The following is a 20224-nucleotide window of genomic DNA, read 5'->3' as shown; positions in this document are numbered from 1 at the left end:
GCTTGCTACCGCTCCGCCACCCGCCCCGCCCGCTTCGGCTCCGCCCGCCGCCGCTCCGCCCGCTTCCGCTGATGCCGCCGCCACCCCAGCCGCATCCGTCCAACTCTCGGCCGCCCCCGCCGCCCCGATCGCTCTCACTCCAGCCCTCGCCACCCCGGCCACTTCCACCCCGGCCCCCACCGCGCCCCCCACCCCAGTCACTTTCGTTCCGCCCTCCGCCACCCCAACCGCTGCCGTCCTGCTCACTACCAACCCAACCGCCGCCACCCCGGCCCCCGTCACTTCAGCCGCCGCCCCTGCCGTCCCCGATCCACCCCCCAGCCCGCCCGCCGTCCCGACCACCCCCAGCCCACCTCCCGGCGCGCTCGCCACCGCAGTCGGGTCCAGGCCAGCCCCCACCCTTCCCGGGGGGCGTCCCCGAGGCCAGTCTACCGGCTTGGTGGGCAGCGAAATGATCTGTTGGGCGGCCTGGGGATGGGGGCGGGCGTTGTGGATAACTTGGGTCGCTGATCGGTCGAGTGCGGCGCCAGACGGACGTGCGGGCTTCTTGGCTGCTGCGGTGTGCGAAGGGCGTGTGGGCGTGCTCGCTGCTGTGGTACCTGAAGGGCGCGCGGACATGTTGGCTGATGCGCGCGCGGACGTGCCGGTGGCTGTAGTGCTTGATGGACGTGTGGACGTGCTGGCGGCTGCGGTACCTGAAGGGCGCGCGGACGTGTTGGCTGATGGACGTGCGGGCATGGTGGTGGCCGCGGTACCTGATGGACGTGTGGGCGTGCCGGTGGCTGCATTGTCTGAAGGGCGTGTGGGTGTGTCGGCTGCCGCGGTGGCTGATGGGAGTGCAGGCGGGTCGGAGGCTGCGGTGCTTGATGGACGTGTGGGCGTGCTGGCTGCTGTGGTACCCGAAGGACGTGCGGACGTGTTGGCTGTTGTGGTGCCTGATGGACGTACCAGTGTGCCGGTGGTCGCGGTACCTGAAGGGCGCGCGAGCACGCCGATGGCTGCGACGCCTCAAGTACGCGCTGGCGTGCCGATTCCCGAGGAGCCCCCACAGCGACGGACGGTCGACCGTCCCGCAGTCAGCGGAGAGCCGCCCACAGAGTTCGCCCCCAGCCTCCAAGCCACGACGGTCCGACAGACAAAGCAAAGCGTGACCCCCAGGACTGTCCAATGAGTACACTCAAGAGCGCCTTAGTCGCGCTGGTCGTCGCAGCCGCCGTTGTCGTTGTCGCCGTCCTACTTGGACGCATCCCCCCGTTCTGGGCCGTCGCGCTGGCCATACCCGTGGCGGCGGTCGCCGTGGTCGGTGCCAGGTTGGCGGGCCCCTTGGAGCCGGTCTGGACGGCGATCCCCGAGGTGCGGGGTTCCGGCACCGAGGCCCAAGCCGCCACTCTCGCCGCCAGGTTGGCCGAGGCGCGGACCGACCAGCACCGGTTCCGCGCCCGCATCCAACCCCGACTCCGCGCCCTCGTCGCCCACGCGATCAATGAGTCTAATGTGGACAGTCCACAAGCGATCGCCAAGATCGGTCGAGAGCTGCACCACCTGATCACCTCACCCACCGCGACCTTGCCCGGACCGGATGAGCTCCGGAAACTGTTGGCACACCTGGAGGACCGATGAACCCATCCACCGTGCGGGACTCCGCCGCCGATATCACGAGGGCGGTAGGTGGGGTAGTCGTCGGCATGGAGCGGGCTGTGCGGTTGACGCTCGCGGCGGTCTTGGCCGGTGGGCATGTGCTGCTCGAAGACGTACCCGGGCTCGGGAAGACGCTGCTGGCAAGGAGTTTGGCCGGGGCGATCGGGTTGGACTTCGCTCGGCTTCAGTGCACTCCGGACCTGCAGCCCGCCGATGTCACCGGGTCCTTCGTCTTCGACCCGACCAAACGGGAGTTCGACTTCCGCGCGGGCCCGGTGTTCACCGGTCTGTTGCTGGCCGACGAGATCAACCGCACTCCGCCGAAGACGCAGTCCGCGCTCCTGGAGGCCATGCAGGAGCGACAGGTCACTGTGGAGGGTCGTACTTTCCCGCTGCAGCGCCCGTTCCACGTCCTCGCGACCGCGAACCCCGTGGAGTACGAGGGCACCTACCCGCTCCCGGAGGCCCAGCTCGACCGGTTCCTGCTCCGCGTCGACATCGGTTACCCGCCTGCCGACGACGAGGTCGAGGTCTTGAAGCGCAGGCTGGCCCGGCGCACCGAGGACACCGAGGTCGGGCGGGTCATCGAGGACCTGGCGAGCCTGCAACGGGCCGTCGAGCAGGTGGACGTCGACGACGACATCCTCAAGTACTGCGTCCACCTGGCCCGCGCCACCCGCGAACACCCGGCCGTCGAGGTCGGGGCTTCGCCACGCGGTTCCCAAGCCGTCCTCTTGGTCGCCCGCGCGCTCGCCGTCATCGACGGTCGGGACTTCGTGCTTCCCGAGGATGTCAAGGAGTGTGCCGTCCCCGCGCTCGCGCACCGCTTGACGTTGCGGCCGGAGACCTGGAGTTCCGGGGTGAGCCCGGTGGAGGTGGTGACCGAGTTGCTGCGGTCGGTACCCGGACCCGTCACCAGCCGCGGATGAACCGGGTCCTGGCGTGGGCGACCGCGCGGCGGGCGGCGGCGCGGGCGGGGTGGCGCGGCACCGACGCCCTGTTCCGCGGTGCCGCCGGGGGACTCGGCGCGGTTTGTGCCGGTGTGGTCCTGCACCGGCTCGACCTCGTGTTGATCGGCGCCCCGCTGCTGCTCGGCACGATCCTGGCGCTCGCCACGCCGTTGGGGGACACGCCGACCCTCAGGGTCGAGCGGCTGCCGCGCACCGTCGAGTCCGGCGACCAGGCCAAAGCCGTCGTCGCCGTCACCGCGGGCCCGGGGGTCGAACTGCTCGCCGTCCGCCTCCCCACCCCGACCGACGCGGGCACCGCCGTCGGCCCGGTCCACCTGCTGCCCGGCGCCGTGACCGCGGTGCGGGCCACGCTGCGCTGGAACGCCTGGGGTGAGGGCGCCGACCTGCGGCCGGACCACCTCGCCGCGGGCCGGGACGCGCTGATGATCTCTGGTCCGGTCGTCGGCACCGAGACCAGGCGGACCGTGCTGCCGCCGGTGGCCCCGCTCACCCCGGGCAGGTTGCCGCCGCGGGCGTCCGGGCTGGTCGGGGTGCACCGGTCGCGCAGGCCGGGGGACGGGGTGGAGCAGCGCGCGGTCCGCCCGTTCCAACCCGGGGACCGCCTCCGCCGCGTCGACTGGCGGGTCACCCTGCGCGCGACCGCCGCGACCGGGGAGCCGCTGGGGGCGCTGCACGTGCGTGAGCGGCACGCCGAGGTCGACGCCGACCTGGTCATCGCCCTCGACTCCCGTGCCGACGTGGACGCCAACCTCGGTGACTGGTCGACGTCGGCGCCGGTCGCGGTCCGGCCGGGCGGCTGCCTCGACGTCGCCGTCCGCGCCGCCGCCGCGCTCGCCGCGGGCTACCTGCGCCAAGGCGACCGCGTCGGGCTGGTCGACCTGGGCCGACCGCAGCTCTCCCTACCCCCTGGGGTCGGGCACCGGCAGCTCATCCGGATCCGGCACCAGCTCGTCGCCTGCTGCCGGTCCGCCGGGTGGGCGCCGCGCCCGGTCCTGCGCGGGGTCCCGGCCGGGGCGGTCGTGGTGCTGTTGTCCCCGTTCCTCGACGACGTCACCGTCGACCTGGCGATCCGCGCCGCCCGGGGCCACCTGGTCATCGCCGTCGACACCCTGCCCGCCGACCTCGTCGCCGACCCGGAGACGCCGTGGGGCGAGGTCGTCGGCACGATCATCGCCGTCGAGCACCGCAACCGGCTGAAAGCGTTGCGCGACAACGGGGTCGCCGTGGTCGAGGACGCCGAGACGGTGGCCGCCACCCTGGCCGGGGTGCGGTCGTGACCGGCATCGACGTCGGCCGCGGCCGGTCGGTGTGGTGGCTGCGCGGTGTGACCGGTCTCGCCTGCGCGGGCATCCTCGGCGACCTCGTCGCCAACGATGTGGCCACAATCATGTTCGGCGTCGCCGTGCTGCTGTCCGCCGCGTGCGTGTTCCTGCCCGCGTCACCGGCGCCGCTCGTGCTCATCGGGCTGGCCGCGCTGATCACCACCGTGGCCGCCGACGACCCGCTCCGGCCCGCCGTGCTGGTGCTGATACCGCTGGTCCACGCCCTGCACCTCTCCTGCGCGGTGACCGGGTTGCTGCCCCGCGGCGCCCGGTTCGACCCCCGCGCGCTGCGCCCGATGCTGGTGCGCGCCGCCTGGGTCCAGGGTGTCGTGTTCGCCATCGCGGGGGTCGTCGCGCTGCTGCCGGTGGTGCGTACACCCGAACCGGTGGAGTTGATCGCGCTACTGTCCATCGCCGGTCTGGCACTGCTGGTGATCGGCTCGCAGCGGAGCCGCCGATAGCCCCGCGACGGGGGTCACACCTGCGGAAACACCCCAGCGACCCCGGTCACACCAAGGGAGGGGCGGCGCGCGGGGACGTGCCGCCAGTGCCACCATGAAGTCATGGCGCACGGAAAGTCGGAGCCCACCCGGATCCTCATCCTCGGTGGCGGGTACGTCGGTCTCTACACCGCGCTCGGACTCCAGCGGAAGCTGCGCTCCGGCGAGGCTTCGGTCACCGTCATCGATCCGCAACCCCACATGACCTACCAGCCGTTCCTGCCGGAGGCGGCGGCGGGCGCGATCGAGCCGCGGCACGTGGTGGTCCCGCTGCGCCGCGCCCTCAAGCGCTGCCACGTGATCACCGCGCGGGCCACCGGCATCGAGCACGCGCGCAAGGTCGTCACCATCGAGGCCCCCGACGGCCACACCGAGGAACTCGGCTACGACGTGCTCGTGGTCGCCCTCGGCTCGGTAGCCCGGCTGCTGCCCATCCCCGGCCTGGTCGAGCACGGCATCTCGTTCAAGACCATCGGCGAGGCGATCTACCTGCGCAACCACGTGATGAGCAAGCTGGACGAGGCCGACAGCACGCTCGACCCGGAACTGCGCAAGCGGCAGCTCACCTTCACCTTCGTCGGCGGCGGTTTCGCGGGCATCGAGGCGCTCGGCGAGCTCGAGGACATGGCCCGCTTCGCCACCCAGTACTACAAGAACGTCGAGCCGGAGGACCTGCGCTTCGTCATGGTCGAGGCGGCGGGCCGGGTGCTGCCCGAGGTCAGGGAGAGCCTGGGCGTGTACACCGTGATGCAGTTGGAGAAGCGCGGCATCGAGGTGTACCTGTCCACGCTGGCCAAGTCGTTCGAGGGTGGGCACGTGGTGCTCTCCGACGGCACGGAGTTCGACAGCGACACCATCGTCTGGACCGCCGGGGTGAAGTCGAACCCGGTGCTGGCGGCCTCGGACCTGCCGCTGACCAAGCAGGGCAGGCTGCGCGCCACCGCGGCGATGCGGGTCGAGGGCCTGCCGGACGCGTGGACCGCGGGCGACTGCTCCGCCGTGCCGGACCTCTCGCGCACCGACGACGACCCGACCGCCATCTGCGCCCCCAACGCGCAGAACGCGGTGCGGCAGGCCCGGTTGCTGGCCAAGAACATCGTCGCCGCGATCCGCGGGCACGAGCCGAAGGACTACTTCCACAAGAACATCGGCTCGGTGGCCAGCCTCGGTCTGCACAAGGGTGTCGGCGATGTGTTCAACATCAAGGCCAAGGGCTTCCTCGCCTGGGCGATGCACCGCGCGTACCACGTGAAGGCGATGCCCACCTTCAACCGCAAGGTCCGGATCACCCTGGACTGGTTAACTGGCGGCCTGTTCCGGCGCGAGGTGATCTCGATGGGGCAGATCAACGACCCGAAGGCCGAGTTCGCCCGGGTCTCCCGGGGCTGAGGCGAACGGCCCAACTCGGTTGGGCCATGCGGCCGGATTGTCACAAACCCGTACCGAGGCTGCCTTTCGCGCTTTAGGCTGCCGCTGCCCCCGTAGCCCAACAGGCAGAGGCAGCCCCCTTAAAAGGGGTCGAGTGCCGGTTCGAATCCGGTCGGGGGCACAAGAAACAGGATGTCGGTCCGTTGCGGACGTCGCATGGCGAGGGTCCACCGGCCCCACCGGTCCACAGTGGTGGCGGGTGATTCACCGGCCCACCAGGCAGTGCGGGCTCTGTCCACTCCGTCATCAGCGCTGCGTGACCACCGGCCGCCCGACTGTCGGGCGGCCGGTGTCCTGGCGCGAGTGTTCGCACAATGGTCAACTGTTGGCGCTTCACGAACAACTCCGGACAATTGTGTCCATTGTCGAATACTTGACCTCGCCACTGTTTTCCCGGTTGGGGGCGGGTGTGCGCCGGAACCCGGCATGAGCCCGGCGCGAACCGGGCGGAGCCCCTGCGGTCGTCCTTGCCCGCGCGCCGACGGCGGCGGTAACGTTCGCGGCCGTTGACTACTCGGGAGTAACCATGGCCCTCGCGTCCCCCCGGCACCGGCGCACCGTCACCAACGGCGACGTGGCGCTGGCGGTGTTCACCGAGGGCGACCCCGGTTCACCGACCGTGCTGCTGGTGCACGGCTTCCCGGACACGCACGCGCTGTGGGACGGCGTGGCCGAGCGGCTCGCGGGCGACTACCACGTGGTCCGCTACGACGTGCGCGGCGCGGGTGAGTCCACCGCTCCGCGCAGGCGCTCCTCCTACCGCACCGACGCCCTCGCCGAGGACCTCTTCGCCGTCGCCGACGCGGTCAGCCCGAACCGGCCGGTGCACCTCGTCGCGCACGACTGGGGCTCCATCCAGTCCTGGGCCGCGGTGACCTCGCCGCGCGCCGCGGCCAGGATCGCGTCGTTCACCTCGGTGTCGGGCCCCAGCCTCGACCACATCGGGCAGTGGGTGCGGCGCAGGCTCGCGCACCCGTCCCCGCGCAACCTGCGTCAGGTCGCCGACCAACTGCGGCATTCCTGGTACATCGCGGTGTTCCACATCCCGGTGCTGCCCGCGCTGGCCTGGCGCACGGTGATCGGCCCGCGCTGGGGCCACATCCTGCGCCTCGTCGAGGGAATCCGCACGACACCCGCCCGCACCATCGGCACCGACGCCGCCCGCGGCGTGCAGCTCTACCGCGCCAACATGCTGACCAGACTGGGCAGACCGACGCCGCTGCACGCGGATGTCCCGGTGCAGGTGGTCATCCCGACCCGTGACCACTTCGTCACCCCCGCGCTCGCCGAGGACCTGGAACACTGGATCCCCCGCCTGTGGCGGCGACCGGTCGTCGCGGGCCACTGGGTCCCGTTGTCACACCCGGATGCCCTGGCCCGCATGGTCGCCGAGTTCGTCGACCACATCGGCGGCGCCCCGATGACCAGGAGCCTGCACCGCGCCCGGTCCCGTGGCGAGGACTTCACGAACCAACTCGTGGTGGTCACGGGGGCGGGCCGCGGCATCGGCCGGGCGACCGCGCACGCCTTCGCCGACCAGGGCGCCGAGGTCGTCGTCGCCGACATCGACCTGGCCGCCGCTCGGCAGACCGCCGCGGAGATCGGCCCCGCCGCCTACGCCTACCAGGTCGACGTCGCCGAAGCGGAAGCCGTGCGCCGCTTGGCCGAGGACATCGCCGACGAACACGGCGTCCCGGACGTGGTGGTCAACAACGCCGGAATCGGCCTGGCAGGCCCGTTCCTGGCCACCACGGCCGCGGAATGGCGTCGCATCACCGATGTCAACCTCCTCGGTGTGGCCAACGGCTGTCGCGAGTTCGGCCTGCTGATGGCGGAAGCGGGCGAGGGTGGCCACATCGTCAACCTCTCCTCGGCCGCCGCCTACACCCCCAGCCGCACCCTGTCCGCCTACGGCGCCACCAAAGCCGGTGTCCTCGCCCTCTCCGACTCCCTGCGCGCCGAGTTCGCCACCCACGGCATCGGCGTCACCGCGGTGTGCCCCGGCATCGTGGCCACCGACATCACCAGGACAACCCGCTTCGCGGGCACCGATGACGTTGAACAGCAACGGTTGCGGGACCGCACCACCCGGGCCTACGCCCGACGCGGCTTCGGTCCGGAGCGGGTGGCGGACGAGATCGTTCGAGCCGTGCGGAACCGGACACCGGTGGTCGCGGTGACCCCGGAGGCGCGATTGGGGCGAATCGGCTCGCGGTTCTTCCCCGGCCTCATGCGCAAGCTGGCCCGCGTCCTGCCGTGACCGCCCCTTGTGGACAGCCTTAGAGCCTGCCCGGCCGGAGGAGGCCCGCGGCGAGGACGAGGAGGCTGCCGAAGAGGGTGTTCCAGGCGCCGGACTGCAGGTCGCCGAGATCCACGACCTCACGGGCGCGCAGGACCCAGACGACGGTGGTGGCGGCCAGGATGAAGCCACCGAGCTGGAGGATTCCCTTGGCGCGGACCATGCCGACCACGGCGAGCAGCACCCCCAAGGCCAGCGGCACGGTCAGCGACGTGATGACCGTGGCGCTGTCGCGGGTGACCCCGGTGAAGAGGTCGGACAGGGGCAGCGTGTTGCCGGGGCGGTCCTCGTACCAGGGCCGGAAGGCGCCGAGCCCGACCACGAAGACCCCGCCCAGGCACAGCAGCCACGAGATCAGTGCGCGCACGGGATTTCACTCTAGTGGCTCGACCCAGAAGGTGGGCAGGTCGAGACCCTGTCAACCTTCTGGGTCGAGCCACTAGGCCCACAACGCGGAAGCGCCCAGCCACACCGTGGCCGGGCGCTTCCGGGAAGGGTCTCAGTCGGAGCTCTGCAGCATGTACAGCAGGCGGATGATCTCCAGGTACAGCCAGACCAGGGTGACCATCAGGCCGAACGCCACGTACCAGGCGAACTTGGCGGGCATCCCGGCGCGGATGGCCTGGTCGGCCATGTCGAAGTCGAGCAGGAAGTTGAACGCGGCCAGACCGATGATCAGCAGGCTGATGCCGATGTTGAGCGGGGTCGGCGACAGTTCGCGCATCCCGGTGTGCACGCCGAACACGTTCAGCAGCAGGTTGACCAGCAGCAGGCCCGCGACACCCACGGTGGCGCCGATGATCCACTTGGTCAGCTTCGGGGTGACCTTGACCGCGCCGGTCTTGTACACGACCAGCATGCCGATGAACACCATCGCGGTGCCGATGATGGCCTGCAGCGCGATGCCGGGCACCAGCCGTTCGAACACGCCGGTCAGCGCGCCGAGGAACAGGCCCTCGGCGGCGGCGTAGCTGAGCACCAGGGCCGGGTTGGTGCTCTGCTTGAAGATGATGACCAGCGAGAGCACCAGGCCGACGAGCATGCCGGTGATCATCAGCGGGTACGGGGTGGTGGAGCCGCCGAGCACCAGGATCGCGGAGATGACGCCGACGACGAGGGTGACGCCCAGGGTGATGCCGGTCTTGGTGACCACGTCGTCGACCGTGATGGGCCGCTCGCCGGTGGTCGGCGGCGCGTACCCCTGCTGGTAGCCCTGCGGGTAGCCCGCCGGGTACCCCTGCGGCGGGGCCTGGTTCTGGAAACCGGCGTACCCGCCCTGCCGGGGCAGGTTGCGGAAAGCCGGGTTGCTGGTAGTACGCACCTGATCCTCCTGGGCCTGGATGGCGCCTGTGTCCCGGTCAACGATCGGGCGGCCCGACCGGTTCCCGATGGGTAAAACATACTTTACCCGTTCGGGACAACGCCCGACCCGGGTGGCGTGTTCCCACCGAGGGTGACCGACTGGGCCCGACACTACGCCGTCGGCGCACCCCCTCCTCGGACGGACCCCTTGCCGACCTGGGGGAATACCGCTCGGTGATGATGATCGACCGACCTGTTGGCGGATTGCCGGGCCGCCCCGCAGCCAGCAGGCTCGCACGAGGTGCGTGCCCCCCAGTCCGGCCGCCCCGCGGCGCCCGGACGGTCCCCACCGCGGTCCGCACCAGACCGGACCGAAAACGCACTTCAAGCGCCCGGCGGCTGTGCGCCGCCCCGGGTGCGGCAAGGAGCCGACCCAACAATGCGGCGAACCTCCCTCGGTGCCCGACTCGCCTCGGCCGTCGCCACCGTCGCCACCCTCGCGGCGGGCCTCGTCGTGCTGGGGGCCACCCCCGCGCTGGCGGCCTACCAGAAGGGCCTCGGGGTGGCGACCGCCCCGCAGCCGTACAAGGACGCGCCCAAGACCACCACGGAGGACTGGCTCGGGTCCTACGTCGTCAACGGCAAGCAGGTGTGGTGCGTCAAGTTCGCCTTCAAGGAGCCCGACACCGACGAGGCGTACAAGCCCGGTGACATCCTGAAGACCAAGTACGGCGCCGACCTGGATCCCACGGCGGCGGCCAACATCTCCTACCTGTTGCTGCGGTACGCCAACACGACCGACCTCAACGAGGCCGCCGCGCTGGCGCACCTGCTGCACACCTGGACCGCGTCCCCGCGCACCCCGGCCGACCTGCTCCCCAGCAACGGCTACCGGACCGTCGCCTACGACGTGGCCTTCCACGACCGCGAACTGCAGCGCTTCCCCGGCGTGCAGGCGGCGCTGACCAAGCTCAAGGCCGACGCGACCGCGAACCACGGCCCGTGGACCACCCAGTTGACCAAGCCGGCCAAGCCGCAGTTGATCGGCGTGTCGGACAAGTGGACCGTCGAGGTGCACGGCGCCACCGGCAGCGGCGTCGGCAAGGTCCCGGTGCGGGTCACGCTCACCGACGCGACGGTCGACGGCAAGACCTCGGTCACCGCGTCCACGAAGGACAACGGTGAGGGCGTCGCGCTCTCGGTCACCCCCACCGGCCCCAACCCGTCGGTGTCGATCTCCCTGCTGAGCCCGGCGGACAAACCCGTGGTGCAGAACGCGGTCGACGACGCCACCCAGGCCGTCGTGTCCACCGGCGGCGAGAAGGAGCTGACCGCCAAGGACCAGACCACCGCGGTGACCCAGCCCGGTACGGTGTCGGTGTCCAAGGTGGACGAAAAGACCGGTAAGGGCATCGCGTCGGTTTCGCTCCGGGTGACGGGCAAGGACAAGGCCACCGCCGCGGTCGGGCAGGACGGCAAGCCGCTCGTCGGCGCCGACGGCAAGCCGCTGGTCGTGACGACCGCGGCCGACGGCAAGGCCGCCGTGCCGAGCCTGCAGACCCCGCAGGAGATCTGCGTGGTCGAGGTCGCCGCGCCGCCGGGCTACGAGCAGGCGTTCGACCCGAACAACCCGCCGACGGCCTGCGCGAAGGTCGACCCGGGGGCCACCGTGGACATCCGGCTGACCAACAAGCCGAACGCGCCCACCGTCCCGCAGACCATCCCCGCCGGTGGTGACCCGGCCAACGCGGCCGCCATCCTCGACGAGGGCGGCCCGTCCACCGGGCTGCTGGTGGCGTTGGGCGCGCTGCTGCTGTTCGCCGCGGGCGCGGGGTCGCTGCTGGTCCGCCGCGCGGGTGGGGTGCGTGTGGTCAGCCGCCGCATGCGCAAGGACTGGGGGCACTGACCGGGCATGCCGCGCCACCGTTCCAGGCTCGCCCCACCCGCCGCCGCGGGTGGGGCGGGCGTGCTCATCTGCTTGGTGTTCGGGCTGAGCTTCGCCGCGCCGCACCGGGTGGAGGGCTTACCCCTGCCCGCCGAGTCCGGGCTGCGGATCGCCGTCATCCGGCAGGCCGCGGCCGACAGCGAGGCCGCGCTCACCAACGCGGTCGGTAAACCGAAAACGACGACCCCGGCGCCTGCGCCCGCGCCCACCCAGGCGCCGCCGGTGCCGACAGGACTGCCGTCGACCCAGGCCCCGCCGCCGGAGACCGGTCAGGCCCCCGGCACGCTGCGGCTCGCCCGCGGCGGCACGGCGACCTTGGTGCGCAAGGAGTTGAGCCAGGACGCGACCCTCCCCATCCCGGCCGGTGTCCGCGAGGCCACCTGGTGGGGCGCCGGGCTCGGCGCGTCGACCGGGGCGTCGGTGTTCGCCGGGCACGTCAACTGGAAGGGCCAGATCGGACCGTTCGCCGAACTGTGGAACGCGCGGGTGGGCGATCCGGTGTCCGTTGTGGACGACCAAGGTCGGCACTGGGCGTTTCGGGTGACCCAGGTCGAAACGGTCACCAAGCACGACCTGCCCGCGCGCGCCGAGGAGTTCTTCGGGCAGGACGGTGCGCACCGGGTGGTGCTCGTCACGTGCGGTGGCGAGTGGGTCGGCGGATCGGAGGGCTACGACTCGAATCGCGTGGTCATCGCCACCCCCGCCTGAGGCGACCCGCCCCGGCCGACCCTCCTGATACCCCCCGACAGGTCACTGGTGCATGTCGAAGGGGGTTCTTCGGGCACAACCTCCTCTAGCGTTGGCAACTAGCCAACGGGGTGCGCGTCTACTCGGCGGGAGAACCCGGAAACGACGCGAAGGGGAGGCGTTGCCATGGCACGCAAGAGGCGCTGGGAGTTCATCGGTGTCGGGGTGGCGCTGGCGGTGGTCGCCGGTTTCCTCGTCGTGCAGGGCACCAGATCACCCGAGCAGCGGGCCGAGGGGACCTCGGCGGTCACCACCACGCCGAGCCCGCAGGCCGCGCCCAAGCAGCCGCCGCCCTGGATGCGCAAGTTGCGCCCGGGGGAGCGGCCGCCGCAGTTCGTGCTGTTCTCCTTCGACGGGGCGGGCTCGCACGACCACTGGCAGGAGTTCCTGCCGCTCGCCCGCCGGGTCAACGCGCATTTCTCCGGCTTCCTGTCCGGTATCTACATGCTCACCGACGACCAGCGGACCGCCTATGTCGGCCCCGGGCATTTACCGGGAAAGGCGTCCATCGGCTTCGGCGGTTCGGCCGACGAGGTGCGCACCAGGATCAATGACCTGAATACGGCCATCGATCAGGGCAACGAAATCGGCACGCACTACAACGGCCATTTCTGCCACGGCGCCGAACCCAGTGTCGGGCGGTGGAGCGCGGCCCAGTGGAATGACGAGCTCGACCAGTTCTTCGCTTTCGTCGACCGGGGCCGCCAGCAGGGGCTCAAGGTCGATCCGGCCACCATCAAGGGTGGTCGCACCCCTTGTCTGGAAGGCCGGTGGGACCAGTTGCTGCCCACCCTCGCCGCGCGCGGGATGGACTACGACACGAGCCAGGTTTCGGACGGTCTCGCCTGGCCCACGACACAATACGGGGTGTGGGAATTTGCCATGCCCTCCGTTCGGGTGCCCGGACTGCACTACAAGAAGACAATCATGATGGACTACAACTTCTGGTACTCACTCAACAAAGCGAAGGAAGAACCCGCACGGGCCCCCGAGTTCACCAAGATCGTGCTGGAGACGTATGAACGTGCTTATGACGCGGCGTTCAACGGCAACCGCGCGCCGATGGTGGTGGGCAACCACTTCAACACCTGGTCGGGTGGCGCCTTCCTGGCGGCGACCCAGCAGTTCATGGGTGAGACCTGCGCCAAGCCGGACACCGTCTGCGCGACCTACAGCGAGGTCATCGAATGGCTGAAGCTGCAGGACCCCGCGGTGCTCGACTCGTTCCGCAAGCTGCCGAACGCGCAGGTCGCCGGGCAAGCCTGATCACATTCGGGTGGTCGTGCTTGCGTTGGATAATGACAACCGATACCAGTAGTGGGGTCCGTTCCGTCAGCCTGATCCGGAGACCCACGTGAAGATCGCCTTCGTAGGCAAGGGCGGCAGCGGCAAGACCACCCTTGCCGCGCTGTTCCTGCGCCACCTCGCCGCCGAGACACCGGCGCCGCCCCTGCTCGGCATCGACGCCGACATCAACCAGCACCTGGCCGCCGCGCTCGGTGCCGACGAGTCGACGGCGTCGCCGACGCTGGGGGAGAACCTGACCGCCATCAAGGAGCACCTGCGCGGGGACAACCCGCTGGTGACCTCGGCCGAGGACATGATCAAGACGACCCCGCCCGGCCGGGGTTCCCGGCTGGTCGGGATCGCCGACGACAACCCGCTCTACCGCCGGTTCGTCCGCGACGTGCACGGCGTCCGGCTCGCCGCGACCGGCCCGTTCGCCGACTCCGACCTCGGGGTGGCCTGCTACCACTCCAAGGTGGGCGCGGTCGAGTTGCTGCTCAACCACATGGTCGACGGCAAGGGCGAGTACGCCGTGGTCGACATGACCGCGGGCGCGGACTCGTTCGCCTCCGGCCTGTTCACCCGGTTCGACGTCACCTTCCTGGTGTGCGAGCCCACGCTGCGCAGCGTCGGCGTCTACCGCCAGTACCTCGGTTACGCCCGCGACTTCGACGTCCGCGTCGCCGTCGTCGGCAACAAGGTCGTCGACCAGGACGACGTCGCGTTCCTCCAGCAGCACGTCGGCGCCGACCTGCTCGGCTGGATCGGCCGCTCCGACCACGTGCGGGCCGCCGAGCGCGGCGACATCCGCCCGATCGCGGCGCTGGAACCGGGCAACCGGGACACCCTGCGCCGGATGCGCGCCCTGGTCGACGGGGTCGACCAGGACTGGGCGAAGTTCCACCGGCAGACCGTCGAGTTCCACCTGCGCAACGCGGTGGCGTGGGCCAACGGCCGGGCTGGCCGCGACCTGGCCGACCAGGTCGACCCGGACTTCGTCCCCGGTCCGGTGTCGCTCACCCGCTGAGCGGCCGTCGGCGAATCCCCGGCAGGCAGGTGCCACCTCCCGACGGTGGCATCCCGGGGTCGCCAGCCGGTTCGTCTCCGCCGGGTGAATCGTCCCCCGGTCAGGCGGCCGACATGTTGCCCGTCGTGGCCGCACCGGTACGGTCGTCGGTATGGGTCCCCAGCAGGAGCTCCCCGCGTTCAGCGTGGCGCGACACGGTTTTGACCGGAACCAGGTCCGCGAGCACGTCACCCGGCTGACCGCCGAGCACACCGCCGCCGTCGCCGCCCGTGACGACGCGCTGGCCAGGGCCGAGGAGCTCGACGGGCAACTGCAGTTGGCCCGCCGCGAGATCACCGCCCTCACCGAGCGGCTGGACAAGATCGGCACCCAGGCCGCAGCGTCGACCGCGCCGCACGCCACCGAGCGCGCCGCCCGCGCCGTGGCCACCGCCGAGGCGCAGGCCCGCGAGATCACCGAGCGCGCCGCGGCCGCCGCCGAGACCGCCTGGTCCGCCGCCGAGGCCGCGTCCACCCACCTGCGCGAGCGCTACCAGCGGCTGCTGGCCGAGCTGGACACCCAGCACACCGCCCTGCACCAGGCGCACGAGAAGATCATGGCGGAGAGCCGGGCCAAGGTCGTCGCCATGACCACCGAGGCCACCGCCCGGCAGCAGCGGGTCGACGAGCAGGCCGAACGCGAGCGGCAGCGCGCCGAGCAGCAGTTCAGCACCGACCTCGCCGCCCGCCGCGAGTCGCTGGCCAAGGAGGTCGCCGCCAAGCACGCCGAGGCCGACGCGGAGTCCGCCCGCCGGGTCAAGGCCGCCACCGACGAGGCCGACAAGCGCATCGCCACCGCCACCAGCCACGTCGAGCGGCTCACCGCCCTGCGCGACCAGTTGGCCACCCGGCTGCGCGGTACCTCGGACCTGCTCACCCAGAGTTCCCGGCTGCTGGAGCCGATCGAGGCGGAATCCGAACTGGACGCGGCCACCGCCGACGCGCCGACCGCCAAAACCCGGCCGGTTGTCCGCAAGCCGCAAAAAACCGGCTGACGGTTTTCCCCGCCCGCCGGGGAAAGCGGCCGGACAATGGTCGCCGGGTGTTGACCGAACGCGGGAAAATCGCCGGGTGTTGATGATCCGGAATCAGTGCTCGCGGTGCGCCAGGTGGCCGGCCAACGAGGTCAGGTGTGCGGCGACCTCCGGATCCGGATCGGCCGCGCCGAGCGATTCCCGCGCCGTGCGCAAGTGGTGCGCCACCCGTTCCCGCGCCCAACTCCGCCCGCCCGCGATCTCCACGAGTTCGGCCGCCCGGTCGATCTCGTCGCCCGCCAGCGGTCGCCCGTAGAGCCGCGCGAGCTCGGTTCCCGCCCCGGTCCCCGAGTTCAGCGCCGCCACCACCGGCAGCGACTTGCGGCGGTTCACCAGGTCCGTGCCCGGCTTGCCGGTCGACCGCGGGTCACCCCAGATGCCCAGCAGGTCGTCGGTGAGCTGGAACGCCAACCCGAGTTGGCGGCCCATGTGGTGCATCCGGTCGACCTGGTGCGGGGTCCCACCCCCGGTGAGCGCGCCGAGCGCGCACGCGCAGGCCATCACGGCGCCGGTCTTGCCCGCGGCCATCGCCTCGCACTCGGCGACGGTGACCCCCGACCGGTTCGGGAAGTCGGTGTCCGCGGCCTGGCCGTCGACCAGGTCCCAGAGCGCGGCGGTGAGCAGCCGGACGCCGTCGGGGCGGTCGGCGAGCACCCGCAACGCCAACGCCCACAGGGCGTCGCCCGCCAGGAGTGCCGCCGGGACGCCGAACACGGCCCAGGCGGACGGGCGGTGCCGCCGGGTCCGGTCGCCGTCCATGATGTCGTCGTGCAGCAGTGAGAAGTTGTGCACGAGCTCGACGGCGACGGCCGCGGGCACCGCGTCGGCGAGCCGACCGCCGACCGCACGTGCGGAAAGCAAGGTCAGCACCGGCCGGACCATCTTGCCGCCGGGGGTCAACGCCGGATCGCCGTGCTCGTCGGTCCAGCCGAAGTGGTAGCACGCAATCCGCCGCATCGCCGGCGGGAGGGTGTCCACCGCCTGGCGTAAGGCGGGCGCTACCGCCGCCTGGCACTCGACGAGGACCTGTTCGATTTCGACACCCATGCTCCGACCTTCGCATCGATTGCTGCCCGTCCATGATGTCGTGCATCTGCACGGCGCACCGTGATCTTTTCGGGTGAGCGCGTTCCCGGTTGGCTGCCGGTCGGTCCGGCCGCCGATCGCACGATGGCGGAACTGTTGCGCCGCCGGGGTTGGAAGTGGTCACCCCTTCGGCCCAGGCCCGGTTGCCCCGGGTGGCCGCAACACCGACGACCGGGTGAACGCCGGTGGCATCTGCATGATCGTGCTAGTGCGGACAATTCGCCGCCGCTAGGCTTGTAACTATATCCGGAGGTCATTCTTGAAGGACTCTCGCCATCCCAGCCTGGGCTTGCGCTACGGCATGTCTTACGAACTGCCCGCGCTGCCCACCCGGTTGCCACTGCTCCTGCACCCCGACTTCGCCGCCACCGCGCCGCGGGTCGCCGACTGGCTGCGTCCGTATCTTGTGGACTATTTCGGCGACCCGGGAACGGCCGAGAAGTACCTTCGTCAAGACCTGCATCGCTGGGGCGCCTGGTGTGTTCCACACACCCACCCCGCCCGCTTCTTCGCCCAACAGGTGTGGATGAACTGCGCCGCCCTCCTCGACGACGCGTTCTCCGCGCCGGACCTGCCCAGCCGCGACGCCCTGGCGGACGAGCTGTGCGCGGCGCTCGACGGCGACCCCGGCGTGACCTCCCCGCTGGCCCGGATGATCCGCGCCGGTCACGACCTGCTCGAACCGCTCTGCGCGTCCCTCGGCGAGCGGCTGATCGCGGCGGGCAAGGCCGTCATCCGCAACAACGCCGAGCAGGCCCACGTCGCCGAGTTCGACGACCTGGACACCTACCTCGGTCCCACCCGGCACGTGAACACCACCGGCTACTGGACGCCGACCCTGGCCGAATGGGCCCTGGACATCGACCTCGGCGACCTCACCGCGACCGACCCGGAACTGCACCGCGCCTGCTTGTCCGTGATGGACCACTGGGTGCTGGTCAACGACCTCTACTCCTTCCCGAAGGAAATCGAGGAAGGCGAGAAGCTCAACGCCGTGTGGATCCTGCTGGCCCGCGGCATCCCGCTGCAACAAGCCCTCGACACCATCGCCGCCCGCGCCATGGCCACCGAGGACCGGTTCGTCCACTCACGCCAACGCGTCCTCGCGGGCCCACTCGGCGACCGCGCCGACGTGCGCCTGTTCGTCACCGAGCTCGGCCACATGATCTCCGGGAACCTCCGCTTCCACCGAGAGACCACTCGCTACCACGGTGCCGGATGGACAGCCGCCGACGACCGGGCGGGCGCCGTCGACCGCGAACGCAAGACCCTGCACCGACTCGGCACCGTCCACAATCCGCTCCCGGACTGAATCCATTCCTCCCACCGCCCACCCCCTCGTCCCCGCCCGGCATCGTCCCCGATTTGGCAGCTTGGGGTTGGCGGTCCCGCTGGTGCCGTTCCTGTCTGGTTTGCCGCTGGTCAGCGAACGGCTCGCTCGAGCAGTGGTCGCACCCGCGGCGGGATCGGCGTGGACAGCGCGATCGACGTGGACGTGCGCCGCACCCACTCCACATTGACCACTCGGTCGATCACCCGCTGCAGGTCGGCGTTGTCCTGCGCCACCATCCGGACGAGCAGGTCACCCTCGCCGGTGGTCGCGTGCACCTCGCACACCTCGGGGATGGCGTGCAGCCTGCGGGCGACGTCGCTGCGCTTGCCCTGGGCGATTTCCAGAACGGCGAACGCGGTCAGGCCGTAGCCCATCGCGGCCAGGTCCACCGCGGGTGGGAAGCCGTTGAGGACACCCCGGCGTTCCAGTCGGTCCATCCTGGCCTGGACTGTGCCGCGCGCCACACCGAGCCGCCGTGAACACTCAAGCACCCCCAAGCGCGGTTCGTCGGTCAGCAACAACAGCAGCCGCGCGTCCAACTCGTCGATCCCGGGTTCCTCCGACACACCAACCTCCACCTGGGCAGAGTGTCCACTTTGTCGAACACTCCCGGTGACACCATAGACAAGTTGTCCAGTGATCAAGCTATGTGTTGCGCACCTTGCCCGGTCTTCCGCATGCTCGATGGCAGTGCAGAACGCCAATCCAGGAGGAACGCCATGACGGGCACGCTCAACCGGGGTGACCAGGGCATGGACGAGGTGAGCTTCGACCAGCTCCGCCAACTCGTCGGTCTGGTGGAGTACGACGAGAGCCGCGACCCGTTCCCGGTCCGGTCGATGGACGCGGTGGTCTTCGTCGTCGGCAACGCCACCCAGACCGCCCTCTTCTACCAGACCGCGTTCGGCATGACCCAGGTCGCGTACTCCGGTCCGGAGACCGGCAACCGCGACCACAAGGCCTTCGTGCTCAAGTCCGGCTCGGCCCGCTTCGTCATCAAGGGCGGCGTCGACCCCAAGAGCCCGCTGCTCGACCACCACCGCGAGCACGGCGACGGCGTCGTCGACCTCGCCCTGGAGGTCACCGACGTGGACAAGTGCCTCGAACACGCCCGCAAGCAGGGCGCGATCGTGCTGGAGGAGGCGCACGACGTCTCCGACGAGCACGGCACGGTCCGGGTCGGCGCCATCGCCACCTACGGCAAGACCCGGCACACCCTGGTCGACCGTTCCCGCTACAACGGCATCTACCTGCCCGGGTACGTCGAGCGGGCCGGTGCGATCACCAAGCCGGAGGGCGCCCCGAAGCGCGTCTTCCAGGCCGTCGACCACTGCGTCGGCAACGTCGAGCTGGGCAAGATGGACTACTGGGTGGAGTGGTACAACCGCGTCATGGGCTTCGTCAACATGGCGGAGTTCGTCGGCGACGACATCGCCACCGAGTACTCGGCGCTGATGAGCAAGGTCGTCGCCAACGGCAACCACCGGGTCAAGTTCCCGCTCAACGAGCCCGCCGTCGCGCAGAAGAAGTCCCAGATCGACGAGTACCTCGAGTTCTACGGCGGCCCCGGCTGCCAGCACATCGCGCTGGCCACCAACGACATCATCCGCACGGTCGCCGAGATGCGCGCCAACGGCGTCGAGTTCCTCGACGTCCCGGACTCGTACTACGAGGACCCGGAGCTGCGCGCCCGCATCGGCAACGTCCGCGTCCCGATCGAGGTCCTCAAGGAGAACGCCATCCTGGTCGACCGCGACGAGGACGGCTACCTCCTGCAGATCTTCACCAAGCCCATCGGCGACCGCCCCACCGTGTTCTACGAGATGATCGAGCGCCACGGCTCCCTCGGCTTCGGCAAGGGCAACTTCAAGGCCCTCTTCGAAGCCATCGAGCGCGAACAGGACCGCCGCGGCAACCTGTAGCCCCGGTAGCCCTTCCCGTTTTGTGGCCCCCTGTCTGGTAACGGCAGGGGGCCACACTCAGCTACTCCTCAGGTACACCCGCAGACCCCCGGGGTACGCTCGCCCCAGGGCGTTATTTCCACCTTGGGGAGAACCATGACCAGCCGACGGAGGCCAACCCGCGCCATCCCCCTCGCGGGCGCCGTGGCCGCCGCCCTGGTCCTGGCAGGCGTCGCGGTTTTCACGGTCAGCAACGCAGGCTGCGCCAGCGCGGGCGAGTACGTCCAACACGGCCAATCCCTAGAACTGGTCGGCGGCTGCGTAGACCCCACCGACCTCCCCGCCGTGCCCCTCCCCCCCAGCGCC

At 70.7% G+C, this 20224-nt stretch carries 18 protein-coding genes and 1 tRNA gene; 15 read left to right on the top strand and 4 right to left on the bottom strand.

What is annotated here, in order from left to right:
• The first annotated feature begins 1167 nt into the window (after nt 1–1167).
• From H504_RS36845 to H504_RS0125055, 7 genes are all read left to right on the top strand, one after another.
• Nucleotides 1168–1620: a hypothetical protein gene (locus tag H504_RS36845; protein ID WP_051386242.1), complete on the top strand. Its 453-nt coding sequence runs from the start codon at nt 1168–1170 to the stop codon at nt 1618–1620.
• A complete protein-coding gene (locus H504_RS0125080; protein ID WP_026425036.1) occupies nt 1617–2567 on the top strand; it encodes an AAA family ATPase in 951 nt (316 codons plus the stop codon). Before H504_RS36845 ends, H504_RS0125080 begins: the two co-directional genes overlap by 4 nt.
• The gene (locus tag H504_RS0125075) at nt 2564–3886 is read left to right on the top strand and encodes a DUF58 domain-containing protein (RefSeq protein WP_026425035.1); all 1323 of its coding nucleotides are present in this window, start codon (nt 2564–2566) and stop codon (nt 3884–3886) included. Before H504_RS0125080 ends, H504_RS0125075 begins: the two co-directional genes overlap by 4 nt.
• A complete protein-coding gene (locus H504_RS0125070) occupies nt 3883–4392 on the top strand; it encodes a hypothetical protein (protein ID WP_026425034.1) in 510 nt (169 codons plus the stop codon). The genes H504_RS0125075 and H504_RS0125070 overlap by 4 nt, the downstream gene beginning before the upstream one ends.
• Before the next feature lie 102 nt (nt 4393–4494).
• Nucleotides 4495–5820: an NAD(P)/FAD-dependent oxidoreductase gene (locus tag H504_RS0125065; RefSeq protein WP_026425033.1), complete on the top strand. Its 1326-nt coding sequence runs from the start codon at nt 4495–4497 to the stop codon at nt 5818–5820.
• An 86-nt stretch (nt 5821–5906) separates the two neighbouring features.
• A tRNA-Leu gene (locus H504_RS0125060) sits at nt 5907–5980 on the top strand.
• A 405-nt stretch (nt 5981–6385) separates the two neighbouring features.
• A complete protein-coding gene (locus tag H504_RS0125055) occupies nt 6386–8119 on the top strand; it encodes an SDR family oxidoreductase (protein ID WP_026425032.1) in 1734 nt (577 codons plus the stop codon).
• Nucleotides 8120–8138: 19 nt separating this feature from the next.
• Here H504_RS0125055 and H504_RS0125050 read toward each other — a convergent pair whose 3' ends face one another.
• A complete protein-coding gene (locus H504_RS0125050) occupies nt 8139–8525 on the bottom strand; it encodes a hypothetical protein (RefSeq protein ID WP_026425031.1) in 387 nt (128 codons plus the stop codon).
• Nucleotides 8526–8657: 132 nt separating this feature from the next.
• Nucleotides 8658–9479: a Bax inhibitor-1/YccA family protein gene (locus H504_RS0125045; protein WP_026425030.1), complete on the bottom strand. Its 822-nt coding sequence runs from the start codon at nt 9477–9479 to the stop codon at nt 8658–8660.
• A 420-nt stretch (nt 9480–9899) separates the two neighbouring features.
• On the opposite strand from H504_RS0125045, the gene H504_RS0125040 reads away from it, so the two are divergent.
• From H504_RS0125040 to H504_RS0125020, 5 genes are all read left to right on the top strand, one after another.
• Nucleotides 9900–11366, top strand: a complete 1467-nt coding sequence (locus H504_RS0125040) for a SpaA isopeptide-forming pilin-related protein (RefSeq protein ID WP_035305986.1) — start codon at nt 9900–9902, stop codon at nt 11364–11366.
• Nucleotides 11367–11372: 6 nt separating this feature from the next.
• On the top strand, nt 11373–12113 hold the full coding sequence (locus H504_RS0125035) for a class F sortase (RefSeq protein ID WP_026425028.1): 741 nt from the start codon (nt 11373–11375) through the stop codon (nt 12111–12113).
• Between the two features lie 165 nt (nt 12114–12278).
• Nucleotides 12279–13418, top strand: a complete 1140-nt coding sequence (locus H504_RS0125030; protein WP_026425027.1) for a polysaccharide deacetylase family protein — start codon at nt 12279–12281, stop codon at nt 13416–13418.
• An 88-nt stretch (nt 13419–13506) separates the two neighbouring features.
• Nucleotides 13507–14466 carry an ATP-binding protein gene (locus H504_RS0125025; RefSeq protein WP_026425026.1) on the top strand — a complete coding sequence of 320 codons (960 nt, stop codon included), beginning with the start codon at nt 13507–13509 and terminating at the stop codon, nt 14464–14466.
• Nucleotides 14467–14617: 151 nt separating this feature from the next.
• A complete protein-coding gene (locus H504_RS0125020) occupies nt 14618–15499 on the top strand; it encodes a coiled-coil domain-containing protein (protein ID WP_026425025.1) in 882 nt (293 codons plus the stop codon).
• Between the two features lie 93 nt (nt 15500–15592).
• Here the strand turns inward: H504_RS0125020 and H504_RS0125015 are convergent, their stop codons facing one another.
• Nucleotides 15593–16585, bottom strand: a complete 993-nt coding sequence (locus tag H504_RS0125015) for a polyprenyl synthetase family protein (protein ID WP_026425024.1) — start codon at nt 16583–16585, stop codon at nt 15593–15595.
• A 298-nt stretch (nt 16586–16883) separates the two neighbouring features.
• On the opposite strand from H504_RS0125015, the gene H504_RS0125010 reads away from it, so the two are divergent.
• A complete protein-coding gene (locus H504_RS0125010) occupies nt 16884–17936 on the top strand; it encodes a terpene synthase family protein (protein ID WP_157440615.1) in 1053 nt (350 codons plus the stop codon).
• A gap of 110 nt (nt 17937–18046) precedes the next feature.
• Here the strand turns inward: H504_RS0125010 and H504_RS0125005 are convergent, their stop codons facing one another.
• A complete protein-coding gene (locus tag H504_RS0125005) occupies nt 18047–18523 on the bottom strand; it encodes an Lrp/AsnC family transcriptional regulator (protein ID WP_026425022.1) in 477 nt (158 codons plus the stop codon).
• Between the two features lie 153 nt (nt 18524–18676).
• Here H504_RS0125005 and hppD point away from each other — a divergent pair, with 153 nt between their 5' ends.
• Together hppD and H504_RS0124995 are read left to right on the top strand one after the other, a co-directional pair.
• Nucleotides 18677–19879, top strand: coding sequence for a 4-hydroxyphenylpyruvate dioxygenase (hppD, locus tag H504_RS0125000; protein ID WP_026425021.1), 1203 nt, complete (start codon nt 18677–18679; stop codon nt 19877–19879).
• A gap of 135 nt (nt 19880–20014) precedes the next feature.
• Nucleotides 20015–20224, top strand: a 210-nt coding sequence (locus H504_RS0124995; protein ID WP_026425020.1) for a hypothetical protein, incomplete at its 3' end; no start/stop codon positions are given.

Source organism: Actinokineospora inagensis DSM 44258 (genome assembly GCF_000482865.1).
Lineage (GTDB): Bacteria > Actinomycetota > Actinomycetes > Mycobacteriales > Pseudonocardiaceae > Actinokineospora > Actinokineospora inagensis.
This window is presented reverse-complemented; position numbering and strand designations above follow the sequence as displayed.

Bases quoted from the DNA above. Each gene is read 5' to 3' on its own strand.
- H504_RS36845 (WP_051386242.1), top strand. From the start codon at position 1,168: ATGAGTACACTCAAGAGCGCCTTAGTCGCGCTGGTCGTCGCAGCCGCC.
- H504_RS0125080 (WP_026425036.1), top strand. From the start codon at position 1,617: ATGAACCCATCCACCGTGCGGGACTCCGCCGCCGATATCACGAGGGCG.
- H504_RS0125075 (WP_026425035.1), top strand. From the start codon at position 2,564: ATGAACCGGGTCCTGGCGTGGGCGACCGCGCGGCGGGCGGCGGCGCGG.
- H504_RS0125065 (WP_026425033.1), top strand. From the start codon at position 4,495: ATGGCGCACGGAAAGTCGGAGCCCACCCGGATCCTCATCCTCGGTGGC.
- H504_RS0125055 (WP_026425032.1), top strand. From the start codon at position 6,386: ATGGCCCTCGCGTCCCCCCGGCACCGGCGCACCGTCACCAACGGCGAC.
- H504_RS0125040 (WP_035305986.1), top strand. From the start codon at position 9,900: ATGCGGCGAACCTCCCTCGGTGCCCGACTCGCCTCGGCCGTCGCCACC.
- H504_RS0125035 (WP_026425028.1), top strand. From the start codon at position 11,373: ATGCCGCGCCACCGTTCCAGGCTCGCCCCACCCGCCGCCGCGGGTGGG.
- H504_RS0125030 (WP_026425027.1), top strand. From the start codon at position 12,279: ATGGCACGCAAGAGGCGCTGGGAGTTCATCGGTGTCGGGGTGGCGCTG.
- H504_RS0125020 (WP_026425025.1), top strand. From the start codon at position 14,618: ATGGGTCCCCAGCAGGAGCTCCCCGCGTTCAGCGTGGCGCGACACGGT.
- H504_RS0125015 (WP_026425024.1), bottom strand. From the start codon at position 16,585: ATGGGTGTCGAAATCGAACAGGTCCTCGTCGAGTGCCAGGCGGCGGTA.
- hppD (WP_026425021.1), top strand. From the start codon at position 18,677: ATGACGGGCACGCTCAACCGGGGTGACCAGGGCATGGACGAGGTGAGC.